The organism is Stutzerimonas xanthomarina DSM 18231 (assembly GCF_900129835.1).
Taxonomy (GTDB): Bacteria; Pseudomonadota; Gammaproteobacteria; order Pseudomonadales; family Pseudomonadaceae; genus Stutzerimonas; species Stutzerimonas xanthomarina.
In genome coordinates this window covers 315,054-327,279 of record NZ_FQXA01000004.1, presented here as the reverse complement: position 1 = coordinate 327,279, position 12,226 = coordinate 315,054, and the positions used below count along the sequence as shown (strand labels likewise).

At 62.3% G+C, this 12,226-nt stretch carries 13 protein-coding genes; 6 read left to right on the top strand and 7 right to left on the bottom strand.

What is annotated here, in order from left to right; all coding sequences use genetic code 11:
- Window positions 1–12 precede the first annotated feature (12 nt).
- On the bottom strand, window positions 13–1,422 hold the full coding sequence (gene mdtD / locus BUE09_RS12525) for a multidrug transporter subunit MdtD (RefSeq protein ID WP_073301265.1): 1,410 nt from the start codon (window positions 1,420–1,422) through the stop codon (window positions 13–15).
- 328 nt (window positions 1,423–1,750) lie between these two features.
- On the opposite strand from mdtD, the gene BUE09_RS12520 reads away from it, so the two are divergent.
- The 4 genes from BUE09_RS12520 to BUE09_RS12505 are packed head-to-tail and all read left to right on the top strand — an operon-like array spanning window position 1,751 to window position 4,882.
- Window positions 1,751–2,284, top strand: a complete 534-nt coding sequence (locus BUE09_RS12520) for an iron transporter (protein ID WP_073301264.1) — start codon at window positions 1,751–1,753, stop codon at window positions 2,282–2,284.
- 13 nt (window positions 2,285–2,297) lie between these two features.
- The gene (locus BUE09_RS12515) at window positions 2,298–2,630 is read left to right on the top strand and encodes a cupredoxin domain-containing protein (protein WP_073301263.1); all 333 of its coding nucleotides are present in this window, start codon (window positions 2,298–2,300) and stop codon (window positions 2,628–2,630) included.
- A gap of 21 nt (window positions 2,631–2,651) precedes the next feature.
- Window positions 2,652–3,509 (top strand): FTR1 family iron permease, encoded by an 858-nt coding sequence (locus BUE09_RS12510; RefSeq protein WP_073301262.1) that lies wholly within the window; start codon window positions 2,652–2,654, stop codon window positions 3,507–3,509.
- The gene (locus BUE09_RS12505) at window positions 3,506–4,882 is read left to right on the top strand and encodes a 4Fe-4S binding protein (RefSeq protein WP_073301261.1); all 1,377 of its coding nucleotides are present in this window, start codon (window positions 3,506–3,508) and stop codon (window positions 4,880–4,882) included. Before BUE09_RS12510 ends, BUE09_RS12505 begins: the two co-directional genes overlap by 4 nt.
- A 181-nt stretch (window positions 4,883–5,063) precedes the next feature.
- Here the strand turns inward: BUE09_RS12505 and BUE09_RS12500 are convergent, their stop codons facing one another.
- The 3 genes from BUE09_RS12500 to BUE09_RS12490 all read right to left on the bottom strand — a co-directional run bounded on the left by BUE09_RS12500 (window position 5,064) and on the right by BUE09_RS12490 (window position 8,147).
- A complete protein-coding gene (locus BUE09_RS12500; RefSeq protein WP_073301260.1) occupies window positions 5,064–5,759 on the bottom strand; it encodes an anaerobic ribonucleoside-triphosphate reductase activating protein in 696 nt (231 codons plus the stop codon).
- A gap of 2 nt (window positions 5,760–5,761) precedes the next feature.
- The gene (gene nrdD / locus BUE09_RS12495; RefSeq protein WP_073301259.1) at window positions 5,762–5,926 is read right to left on the bottom strand and encodes an anaerobic ribonucleoside-triphosphate reductase; all 165 of its coding nucleotides are present in this window, start codon (window positions 5,924–5,926) and stop codon (window positions 5,762–5,764) included.
- 214 nt (window positions 5,927–6,140) lie between these two features.
- Window positions 6,141–8,147, bottom strand: coding sequence for a ribonucleoside triphosphate reductase (locus BUE09_RS12490; RefSeq protein ID WP_073301258.1), 2,007 nt, complete (start codon window positions 8,145–8,147; stop codon window positions 6,141–6,143).
- Between the two features lie 235 nt (window positions 8,148–8,382).
- On the opposite strand from BUE09_RS12490, the gene BUE09_RS12485 reads away from it, so the two are divergent.
- On the top strand, window positions 8,383–9,060 hold the full coding sequence (locus BUE09_RS12485; RefSeq protein ID WP_073301257.1) for a Crp/Fnr family transcriptional regulator: 678 nt from the start codon (window positions 8,383–8,385) through the stop codon (window positions 9,058–9,060).
- Window positions 9,061–9,157: 97 nt separating this feature from the next.
- Complete coding sequence (locus BUE09_RS12480; protein WP_019340381.1) at window positions 9,158–9,553, top strand: putative zinc-binding protein; 396 nt, start codon at window positions 9,158–9,160, stop codon at window positions 9,551–9,553.
- 56 nt (window positions 9,554–9,609) lie between these two features.
- On the opposite strand, the gene ubiT is transcribed toward BUE09_RS12480, so the two are convergent.
- From ubiT to ubiU, 3 genes are read right to left on the bottom strand one after another with little or no spacing between them, the layout of a single operon-like run.
- Window positions 9,610–10,104: a ubiquinone anaerobic biosynthesis accessory factor UbiT gene (ubiT, locus tag BUE09_RS12475; protein ID WP_073301256.1), complete on the bottom strand. Its 495-nt coding sequence runs from the start codon at window positions 10,102–10,104 to the stop codon at window positions 9,610–9,612.
- Window positions 10,098–10,988, bottom strand: coding sequence for a U32 family peptidase (locus BUE09_RS12470; RefSeq protein ID WP_073301255.1), 891 nt, complete (start codon window positions 10,986–10,988; stop codon window positions 10,098–10,100). Before BUE09_RS12470 ends, ubiT begins: the two co-directional genes overlap by 7 nt.
- Before the next feature lie 22 nt (window positions 10,989–11,010).
- On the bottom strand, window positions 11,011–12,006 hold the full coding sequence (gene ubiU / locus BUE09_RS12465; protein ID WP_073301254.1) for a ubiquinone anaerobic biosynthesis protein UbiU: 996 nt from the start codon (window positions 12,004–12,006) through the stop codon (window positions 11,011–11,013).
- Window positions 12,007–12,226 lie beyond the last annotated feature (220 nt).

Genomic DNA, 12,226 nt, shown 5'->3' with positions numbered 1-12,226 from the left:
TCCTACGATCAATCACTCAGTGTCTATGTGTCGGGCGACCATGGCTTGCTTACTGTCCAGCTGAAAGAACAACGATGCGGCTAGCATCGACATCGCCCCGATGCACAGGAAAGTCAGGTGAAACGCCTCCAGCACCGCCGCGCCATTCGCACCCGGTACGGTAAAGCCGCCCAGCAGGGCACCGGCCGAGGCGACACCCAGGCTCATCGACAGTTGCACCACCACCGATAGCAGACTGTTGCCGCTGCTGGCGTTCTGGTTGCTCAGCCCCACCAGCGTCACGGTATTCATCGCCGTGAACTGCATGGAATTGACCATTCCGATCAGGCTCAGTTGCGCGAGCAACAGTACCGTCGGAGTCTGCCCGTCGATCGTCGCCAAACTCGCGATCAGCGTGCCCAGCAGCAGTGTGTTGCCGATCAGGATGCGCCGATAGCCGAGGCGGTCGATCAGCGGCTTGGCCAAGGGCTTGATGAACATTGCACCCAGCGCCAACGGAATCATGGACATGCCCGCCTGCGCCGGGGAATAGCCCAGCGCGATCTGCAGCAGCAATGGCAGCAGGAACGGCAATGCTCCGCTACCCAATCGTGCGAACAGGTTGCCGAAGATGCCAACGGCAAAGCTGCGGGTGTGGAACAGCGTCGGGCTGAACAGCGGGCTGTCGATGTGACCGGCGCGCAACCAGTAGGCCGCGAGGCAGGCACTGCCAACGGCCACCAGCAATAGCACGCGGGCGTGGGGCATTTGCATCTCGCCAAGGCCTTCAAGCGCAATGGTGATCAGTACCATGGCGCCACCGAATAGCAGAAAGCCAACGGTATCGAAGCGCATGCGCTCAGCACTCTTCAGGTCGGGCATGAAACGAAAGGCAGCGATGCAGCCGATCAGGCCGACCGGCAGATTGATCAGGAAGATCCAATGCCAGGACGCGTATTCCACCAGCCAGCCGCCGAGCGTCGGGCCAATCAGCGGTCCGACCATGCCCGGTAGCGCGATGAAGGTCATCACCCGGACAAACTCGCTGCGCGGGTAGGCCCGCAGTATCACCAGCCGCCCGACCGGCAGCATCAGCGCGCCCCCGATTGCCTGCACCACGCGTGACATCACCAGTTGGTTGAAGCTGGTGCTCATTGCGCACAGCAGCGACCCGAGCGTGAACAACAGGATGGCGGAAAAGAAAATCCGCCGACTACCAAAGCGATCCGCGACCCAGCCAGACGCTGGAATCAACAACGCCACGGTGAGCATGTAGGCGATGACCACACCCTGCATCCGCAGTGGATCTTCGGCAAGGTCCCGTGCCATGGCCGGCAACGCGGTGTTGAGGATGGTGCCATCAAGGGTCTGCATGAAGAACGCGATAGCGACCAGCCAGGGCAGTACGCGGGCGGTTCTGGCATCCAGTACAGCTTGATTCATGAATTTCCCCGGCTCCGAAAGTGCATATGGTAGGCCGCTATCGATCTGCCCCGCAGCTTTAAATCGCCTGCAGGGTTACCCGCTTGTCGAGGTTGCAGCGAACGGATCGGCGTTTACTGAAGGTCCGAACAGGGTGTGACAACGCAACGCAGAAAGGGCTCCTGAGTCCCTAAAGACGCCGCCCGGCGCTTAATCAGGCGCAACGATAAGCGGCAATCGGGTGTGTACGTTACAAAGTATTTCAATCAGAATTGACGCGAATCATTATCGTTAAGCATCACAGATGCGAACCTCTCCGCGTCAGTCATCTTTTCTCTTTGGAGGCTTCATGCGCATTCCCGCTACCCTCACCATCGCTTCGTTGCTGCTCGCGCCCCTCGCTCAGGCCAAGGAATACCCCATTGGCGAACCGCAGCAGTGCGGTGGCATGGAGGTTGGTGCCGTTTACCTGCAGCCGGTCGAGATGGAGCCAGCAGGCATGATGCTGGACGCTGCCAAGTCCGACGTGCACCTGGAGGCCGACATCGCTGCCACCGAAGGCAACCGCAACGGCTGGCAGGAAGGCAGCTTCGTCTCCTACCTGAACATCCGCTATGCGCTGAGCAAGAAGGGCTCAGACGAGAAGATCGAAGGCGATTTCCACGCAATGGTCGCCAATGACGGCCCGCACTATGGCGACAACGTCAAGCTGATGGGGCCAGGCAAGTACCAGCTGACCTTCATCGTCTCGCCGCCGGATGGCAAGCACACCATGTTCGGCCGTCACGTCGACAAGGAAACCGGCGTTGCGCCCTGGTTCGAGCAGTGCACGTTGAACTACGAGTTCACCTACGCCGGCATCGGCAAAAAAGGCGGCTACTGAGCCGGAGGTCCGCATGCAACGCGCCCTGCTTCCTGCCCTCGCCCTGCTCGTTGCCGGCTTTGCCGGCGGCGCCCAGGCCGGGTTGCCGACGTATGAGCTGACCATCCGCGACGGCCATTTCGAGCCGGCGACCATCGAAGTTCCGGCTCGCCAGCGCTTCAAGATCGTCGTCATCAACGCTGGCAATGGCCCGACCGAATTCGAAAGCACGCCCCTGCGGGTGGAAAAGGTGCTTTCGCCCGGTGTCACCTCATTTGTCGTGATCCATCCGCTCAAACCCGGCCGCTATCCCTTCTTCGACGAGTTCCACATGGATCTCCCGGAAGGCGAAATTATCGCCAAGTAGTTTCTTAACAGGAGAAGCGACATGGGCCAATCGATGTTCATTGTCTGGCGCGAAAGCGTCGAGGCATTACTGGTCATCGGCATTCTGCATGCCTGGTTGAGCCAGCAACCGGACAACCGTCATGCGCTGCGCATGCTATGGGGCGGCGTGGTTGCCGGTCTCGGTCTGGCCTCGCTGCTGGCCTGGGGCATTCTCAGCGCTGGCGACTGGTTGGCCGGGCCGGCTGGCGAGTGGTTCCAGTGCGCCATGCTGTTGGTTGCCGCGTTGCTGATCCTGCAGATGGTCGGCTGGATGCACCACCACGGCCGGGACCTCAAGCGCAACCTGGTGGACAACGCCGCAACGCACCTCAGCCAGGGCAGCGGCATCGGCCTGCTGGTGCTGGCGATGCTCGCCGTCGCGCGCGAGGGCAGCGAAACGGTGGTGTTTCTCTACGGCATTGGACATCAGCAGGATGGTTCGGACCTGACCGGTTTCGCGATCGGCGGGTTGCTCGGCTTTGCGCTCGCACTGCTTAGCTACGCAGCGCTGCAGGCCGGCAGCCGGCTGTTTTCCTGGAAGCACTTCTTCAAGGTCAGCGAGGCGCTGCTGCTGTTGCTCGGCGCCGCCCTGCTGATGGCTGGCCTCGACCGCTTCAGCGGCCAGCTGATGGGCATGGAGGTGCCTGAAGTGCTGTACACCGTTTTCGGTGATCCGGTCTGGGACACCTCGGCCCTGCTCGATGACGGCGGCACTCTGGGCAGCACTATTGCGGGGCTGACCGGTTATCGCGCCATGCCTTCGCTGGCCGCCGTGATTGTCATGGCGCTGTACTGGCTGGCCGTCTGGGCCTGGCTGCGACCGAAGCCGGAGGCTCGTCTGGAGGCCCGCACAGCATGATCTCCAACGCCCCCTGGCTGGCGCGCACAGGCGACCTGCTGCGTCAGCACGCCAACACCATCCGCCTGATCCAATGGCTGGTGGTCGGTTTCTATCTGGTCCTGTTGCTGGTGCCAGCGGTGCTTTCGCTGCCGCCGTCCGAAGCACGCATGCTCGATAACATCACGGTGTTCGCCCAGTTTCTGTTCTGGGGACTCTGGTGGCCGTTTGTTTTGCTGTCGATGGTGCTGTTTGGCCGCCTCTGGTGCGGCGTGCTCTGCCCGGAAGGCTCGCTCAGCGAGTGGATCAGCTGGCGCGGGCTGAACAAGCGCACCCCACAATGGATCCGCTGGAGCGGTTGGCCGACCATTGCGTTCGTACTGACCACCGTGTACGGCCAGCTGATCAGCGTCTACGACTACGGTCAGGCTGCCGCGCTGATTCTTGGCGGCTCGACGGTCGCGGCGATGCTTGTCGGCTTTCTCTACGGCCGAGGCAAACGCATCTGGTGCCGGCATCTGTGCCCGGTCAGCGGCGTGTTCGGCCTGCTCGCGCGCCTGGCGCCGATGCAGTACAAAGTCGACGAGGAGCTGTGGCGGGCTAATCAAGGGCCGAAGCTGGCGACGCCCAACTGCGCCCCGCTGATCGACATCCGCCGCATGCAGGGCAACAGCGAGTGTCACGCCTGTGGTCGTTGCAGCGGCCAGCGCGGTGCCGTCGCCCTCGCCGCCCGCTCACCGAACGAGGAGATCCTGATCGTCGGCAACCAGCCGCAGCAGGGCCATTGGGACAGCACCTTGCTGCTGTTCGGAATGATCGGTTTGGCCATGGGCGCGTTTCAGTGGACGGTCAGTCCTTGGTTCATCAGCCTCAAACAGACGGCGGCCGAATGGCTAGTTGACCGCGACATCTTCTGGCCGTTGGAGGCCAACGCGCCCTGGTGGCTGCTGACCCATTACCCGCAGAACAATGACGCCTTCACTTGGCTGGATGGTGCGGCAATCCTTACCTACATCGGCGCCAGCTCGCTGCTGATCGGCGGCGCGCTCTGGCTGCTGTTGCAGGGTGCGGTGCGATTGATGAAACGCGGCGATAGGGTGTTTCATCATCTGGCGCTGACGTTGACGCCACTTGGCGGCGCCGGGCTGTTTCTCGGCCTGTCAGCGACCACCATCAAGCTGTTGCGGTATGAAGGTTTCATCCTCGCCTGGGCGCAGCCGACCCGCGCGCTGCTGCTGGCCGGCGCAATAGGCTGGAGCCTGTACCTCGCCTGGAAGGTAATCAGCCGCTACGGCACTAACGGCCTGCGTCGGGCGTCCGCCTTCGGCTGCGTGGGCTTGGCCACGGCGGTGGTTGGTTATGGTTGGTATTTGCAGTTCTGGGGCTGGAGCTGATCGTTCGCGCTCGATGAACGGTGGGCTAAAGCCCACCCTCTCCGGCTGAGTCGGCTTGCTCCGTTTGGAGAAACGAACCGGTGGGCTTCAGCCCACCCTACCAGCGGCGGCTGGCACGCAGTGTTTCCGTCGGGTGAGCCCCGGCGACGTTCCGCTTCAGCCCACCGGTAGAGATCGACGATCAACCTCGTAAAACGAACGACGGAAACAGCCGGTCCATACGATCCCAGAGTTTTTGCTGATCGTAGGGTGCACGGCTCTCAGCAAGAGAATCATCGAGCATCCGGGCGGTGCGCACGCATTGCACGGCGAACCGTTCGACACCCAGTTTGCGCAGGCGCTGCGCCATGTCCCACAGGCGTTCGGCATCGAACAACTGCCAGTGCACGGTGGTGCGGCACTCATAATCCACTCCGCTCGCAACAAGCGCATGCAAACTTTTCCAGTTGGCCTCACCACTGCCTTCGACACCGGTGATCAGCCAGCTATGTTCGGGCAACGCCTTGACGTCGAAGCCCACCCAATCCACCAGCGGTAGCACTTGGCGAAACAGTTTCGGCTTGATGCCGGCGCTGTGTAGACCGATCTTGAATCCCTTGGCGCGGACCTGCTTGATGGCGTCCGGCAGGGCCAGCTGAAGGGTTGGCTCACCGCCGCTGAACACCACCGCTTCAAGCAAGCCGACACGCTGATCGAGGAAGTCGAGGATCTCCTCCCAGCTGCGCTCCTCCGCACCACAGGTCGGGATCAGTTGCGGGTTGTGGCAATAGCGACAGCGCCAGCCACAACCCTGGCAGAACAGCACGCAGGCCAGATGATCGGGAAAGTCCAGCGTGGTCAGGGGCACCATGCCCCCGACCCGTAGCGCAGCGCCCACGACTACCGCGCCAGACCGGCCGCTTGTTCAGTGAAATGGGTCCGCTCACGGTGCTCGGACTGCTTGCCGGGATTGAACGCCGCCACCGGGCGGTGATAACCCATCACACGGGTCCAGACTTCGCAGCGCTGACGTTGGGCTTCGGGAAGTTGAGTAGCTTGGGTCATGTGTCGCTCCTTCAGGTTGTGGTTGGTTGTGGGAGCGAGCTTGCTCGCGAATGCAAGGCGAACCTTTCTCGCGAGTAAGCTCGCCCCTTACAACTCAGGTCGATGCGCCGGCTGACGCATCAATAATGGTGATCGCCAGCAAGCTGGCGCTTACTCGCTGGTCCGGTGTGCATTTGCGCGGAGCGCGCAAGACCGCGCCCCAGCCACTGGAGGTTCAGACGCAGCAGCTCTGTTGTTTGGCAATCAGCGCCTCGTCGCATTTCGGGCAGAACTCGTGTTCGCCGCTGAGGTAGCCGTGCACCGGGCAGATCGAGAACGTTGGGGTGATGGTCAAGTACGGCAGGCGAAACCGCCCGAGTGCCTTACGCACCAGGTTCTTGCACGCCTGCGCCGAGGAGATCTGCTCGGCCATGTACAGGTGCAGCACGGTGCCGCCGGTGTATTTGGTCTGCAGCTCGTCCTGCAGCATCAGTGCTTCGAACGGGTCGTCGGTGAAGCCCACCGGCAGCTGCGAGGAGTTGGTGTAGTAAGGCGCCTCGGCAGAGCCCGCCTGCAAGATTTCCGGGAAGCGCTTCTTGTCTTCCTTGGCGAATCGGTAGGTGGTGCCTTCGGCCGGAGTCGCCTCGAGGTTGTAGAGATGGCCGGTTTCTTCCTGAAAGCGCACCAGCTGCGCTCTCACATGGTCGAGCAGCTTGATGGTCAAACGCCGACCAGCTTCGGTATGCAGACCCTCGCTGTCCTCGGTGTAGTTGCGCACCATCTCGTGCAGTCCGTTCACGCCAATGGTGGAGAAATGATTGCGCAGCGTGCCCAGGTATCGCTTGGTATAGGGGTACAGTCCGGCATCCATGTGGTGCTGGATCACCTTGCGCTTGACCTCCAGGCTCTGCCGCGCCAGCTCCAGCAGCGCATCGAGGTGCTCGATTAGCCCGGGCCAGTCGCCAGCGTGCAAGTAGCCCAGCCGCGCGCAGTTGATCGTCACCACGCCGAGCGAACCGGTTTGCTCTGCTGAGCCGAATAGCCCGCCGCCGCGCTTGAGTAGCTCGCGCACGTCCAGCTGCAAGCGGCAGCACATCGAACGCACCTGGTTGGGCTGCATGTCCGAATTGAGGAAGTTCTGGAAGTACGGCAAGCCGTATCGCGCGGTCATCTCGAACAGCCGCTCGGCGTTTTCGCTGTCCCAGGGGAAATCATGAGTGATGTTGTAGGTGGGGATAGGGAAGGTAAATACCCGCCCCAGACCATCGCCCGCCTGCATGACCTCGATATAGGCGCGGTTGATCAGCTCCATCTCGGCCTGCAGATCGCCGTAGGCGAAGGGCATCTCCTCGCCACCGATGTAGGGAATCTGCTCGCGCAAGTCTTCGGGGCAGACCCAGTCGAACGTCAGGTTGGTAAAGGGCGTCTGGGTGCCCCAGCGCGACGGCACGTTGAGGTTGTAGATGAACTCTTGGATGACCTGACGGATTTCGGCGAATCCCAGGCCGTCCTTGCGCACGAAGGGCGCCAGGTAGGTATCGAAGCTGCTGAACGCCTGGGCACCGGCCCACTCGTTCTGCAGGGTGCCGAGGAAGTTGACCATCTGCCCCAGCGCGCTGGACAGGTGCTTCGGCGGCCCGGCCTCGACCCGACCGGGAATGCCATTGAAGCCTTCGTTGAGCAGCGTGCGTAGCGACCAGCCCGCGCAGTAGCCAGCGAGCATGTCCAGGTCATGGATATGCAGATCGCCCTCGCGATGGGCGATGCCGACTTCCCGGCTGTAGACCTCATCCAGCCAGTAGTTGGCTGTGACCTTGCCCGACACGTTGAGAATCAGCCCGCCCAGCGAATAGCCCTGGTTGGCGTTGGCGCGCACCCGCCAGTCCTCGCGCGAGAGGTATTCGTTCATCGACGAGGCGACGTCAACCAGCGACTTGCGATCCCGCCGTAGCCGTCCATGACGCTCGCGATAGACGATGTAGGCGCGGGCCGTGTCGTAGTAGCCCGCCTCCATCAATACGCGCTCGACGGCATCCTGAGCCTGCTCGACCTCCACCACCCGCTGCGGCAGACGTGCCAGGACCTGAGCAGCCAGCGCCTGGGCAGTGGCCTGTTCGAATTCACCGGTCGCCTGGCCCGCAGCCTCAATTGCAGCACCAATCTTGTCCAGTTCGAACTTCACCAGCCGCGCATCCCGCTTGCGCAGCGAAACCGGCCGATTCACTTCCTCACGCCCCAGCATCACGCCTCCATCACCATATGTAGTTGTAAAAAACGCTTCAAACACTAGATGGTGTGAAATGTAGGCAATTACGCTGCGGAGCGAATTGACCATCGTCAATTCACCTTGGCCGCATTTTCAAAACAGCCCAAGGCAACCACGGTCGCGGATCTTGTCTGCGATCAAGGAAGGTCGGGGACGCGTGCTCCTAGGATGCCACGTCGAATAATCCCGGACAGGTACCGGTGGAGGAACCATGCTGACCGAAACAACCCTCGTTGCGGACCTCCGCCGACACCACCTGTTCAGCCGGTTGCCCGAAGCGGCGCTGCAGGAGGTATGCGCCTCGGCCAACCTCAAGCGCTTGCCCGCAGGCGCCTCGCTGTTTCATCAGGGTGACAAGGCCGAGCGGTTCTATTTTCTGTTCACTGGTCAGGTAAAGCTGCACCGCGTGGTCTGCGACGGCCAGGAGAAACTGGTCGAGGTCATCCGCGCTGGCGAGTCCTTTGCCGAAGCCTTGCTGTTCACTGGCGCACCGAACTACCCAGTCAGCGCCACGGCTCTTAAGGCCAGCCTGGTGGCCAGCCTGCACGGCAGCCACTACCGGCGCATGCTCGAGCAACACCCGAGCATCTGTCTGGATATTCTCGGCACCTTGAGCATCCGCCTGCATCAGCGCCTGAACGAGATCGATACCCTGACGCTGGCCAACGCCAGTCATCGCGTGGTGCGCTTTCTCTACCAGTCGCAGGAGGACGACAGCGGCGTGGTCACCCTCGATGTGCCCAAGCGTCTGATTGCCTCCAAGCTGGGCATTCAGCCGGAGACCTTTTCGCGCATCCTGCACCGGCTCATTGAGTCGGGAATGATCAGCGTCCAGCGCAGGCGTATCGAGATACTCGACAGTCGGGGCTTGGCCGCCTATCAGGATTGAGCTGCGGCAGATTGCCCCAGCTTCTTGATGGTCGTCATGGGCCGAGCCGGGATTGCCGCGGATACTGGTGTTGGCTCTATCAGAACGGGAGAACAGCATGTCCACACCCCGCCTGCCCCTGGTGTACGCCTGCTCTGGCTGCTCCAACGTGGCGCAACTGGCCAATACCATCGCAGTACGTCTGGACCGCGCTGGCCTGGCAGAAATGTCTTGCATCGCCGGTGTCGGCGGTCGGGTCAGCTCGCTGGTCAACAAGGCCAACTCCGGCCGACCGATCCTCGCCATTGATGGCTGTCCGCTGCATTGCGCGCGCGCCTGTCTGGCGCAGCACGACGTTGTCGCCAACGTTCATATCACCCTCAGCAGCTATGGCCTGCGCAAGCGTTACCGCGAAGACTGCTCAGAAGCCGAAGCCGATGCGCTGTTCGAAGACATGTGCAACATCATCGCCAGCGACCGCATGAAACCGCGGCACCGGCTTCGCTCGGTGTAGCGCCTTGCCAAGGCGCCACAGAACGCGGGCTGTCGGTGCAACTGAGCAGTGCGGGTTCAGGCACCCACAGGCTGCGCACGGCCCGTCAGCGCAACTTCCTGTCCCGCGCCCTGCAGAAGTTTCCACAGCCACGACGGCAGCAGGTCCGGGTCCAGGCTGTCGATCAGGTTCTTGATTGCCAGACCCAGCTCGGTATCACCTTCGATCACTAGGCGGCGGCGGAAGAACAGCGTATCCGGATCCTCCTGACGGCTGGCTAGCAACAGGAACTCCCGCCAGTTGCCCCGAATGGTGACCTGAACCGGCGCCTGCTCGGCGATGCGCAACTTCTGCCGGTCGCAACTCAGGCACCAGGCCAGCTTGAGGTCGACGACTTCCAGCCGCATCCAGTGTCCTTCCAGCGCTTCGAAAGCGTGGTCGGCCAAAGGCTCAGCGAAGACCTGATTCAGGCTGCGCTCCAGCGCGATACGTTGCAGTGTAAATGGGGTTCGCGCCGCCAGCGGCAGCAGGCGCTCGCCCAGTTTCAGCAGATGCGCTCGAGGCTTCAGCATAATCCGGCCTCCTCGGCGCGCAGCATGCCCGGCTGGCCGTGCCAGTAACCGTTGCAGCCATCGACGGCGAGCGGTGGCAGCCCGCCGTTTCGCACCGCGTCGAATGCCTCGACAACCTCGATCATGCCCGACGCGCGCGGGCTCAGCCGGAGCAGCTCAGCGCCGCTGTCGACCAGCGCCGGATAGTCGGCCAGCAGATTGCTGACCGAGGCGGACATGGTCTGGATGCCATTGATGGTAAACAGCGCCTCGCCTTCCTGGCTCAGCAGCGGTATGCCTTCGGGATAGTTCTGGCAGCAGAACTGGCAATCATCCTTCGGCCGGTTTTCCGCGCGGGCCGTGAAGCAACGCGCCGAGTACGCAAGCGGCAGGTGGCCGTAGGCGAATATCTCGATTTCCGGCATGCCAACGCCGAGCTGCGCCAACTGCGCGCGGGCGTCACGGATCATCGCCCCGGAGATTTCCACTGGCGGCACCCAACGCTGCATGCCGCTGCTGACCAGTTCGGCCAGTGCATGTCCGTTATAAAGGTTGAGCGCCGGGCCACCGACGAAGGGCACGCCCTTCTCGGATAAATACTGCACCGCCCCCATGTCATTGGCTTCGACCAGTAGCTCGTCGTTATCGCAGAGCCGACGCAGGCTGGCCAGTTCCGAAGCGGCTTCGACCAGCGTCAGACCGGACAGCACCAGCTGCGCTGACGATTGCTGCTTCAGCTCACGGGCCAATCCCATCCAGTCGTCCAGCCCCATGTCGCGGCGCTTGGAACAGACGGTTTCGCCGAGATAGATCACATCCAGCGGCATGCCTGCCATGTCGGCGTAAAAATTCAGGGTTTGCTGGCGATCCCAATAGAACAGCACGGGGCCTAGGCTGAGTTTCATAACTGCTCCTTGCTGAAGAGATTCACTGCCACGCCCGGTGGTAAGCGCCGAGGGTCGTTTGCGAACCCTCCGACAGGCCGTCGAGGACCTCACGCCAGCCCGGCTGCACGACATAACGCTGCGGCGCCTGCAAATACGCATCCAGCGCCGAGCGCCAGACGCGAGTGACTTGTTCGACATAAGCGGGGCTGCGTTGCCGCCCCTCGATCTTCATCGCCGTCACGCCAATGCTGGCCAGTTCGGGAATAAGGTCCAGCGTATTCAGGCTAGTGGGCTCCTCCAGCGCATGGAAGCGCTCGCCGTTGACCATGAAGCGGCCCTTGCACAGCGTTGGGTAGCCGGCTGATTCGCCCTCGGCGTAACGGTCAATGAGCACGTTATTCAGCCGCGAGGTCAGCCCTTCGGGCTCCTCGCTCCAGCGCACCGCTTTGGCTGGCGAGCAGACACCGCACAGATTCGGTGATTCGCCGGTGAGGTAGGAAGACAGGTGACAGCGCCCCTCGGCCATGATGCACAGGCTGCCGAAAGCGAACACTTCGATCGGCACCGGACTGCCAGCGGCGACCTGTTTGACCTGCTTGAGCGACAGCACGCGTGGCAGCACGGCGCGCTTGATGTTGTACCGCTGCTGATAGAAGACCAGGGCGGCGGCATTGGTCGCCGAGCCCTGAACCGACAAGTGCAAATTAAGTTGCGGGTGGCGTTTGGCGGCATACCCCAGCACGCCGGGGTCGGCGGCGATCAGCGCGTCCACGCCCAGATCGGCGGCCTGGTCCACCGCACGCTGCCAGCGGGACCAGCCTTCCGGCTGAGCATAGGTATTGACGGCGATGTAAAGCTGGCGACGCTTCTCGCGGATCAGTTGCAGTCCCTTATCGAGCTGCTTTGCATCCATATTGAGGCCAGCGAAATGACGGGCGTTGGTGTCGTCCCGAAAACCGACATAAACGGCGTCGGCACCCTGCTGGACGGCAGCCTTGAGCGCGGGCAGGCTACCTGCTGGACAGACCAAGTGCATGGTAACTCCTAGACATGCAGAATCATGCGCACCCTGCCAGTGGCGAAGGTGGCCGTCCGGGTCGGACGGAAAGCCGGCAGTCTAGGTAGGCGTCCGCTGGGAGGCATTGATAAGCGTCAAGGGGACGAAGCTGGCGTTGAACTCTCAAGGCAACGGTTACGGGGTTCAGCAACCACGGGCAGCGAGGCGGCAGGCCTGGCTCGCGAAACCCCCAAAGGTT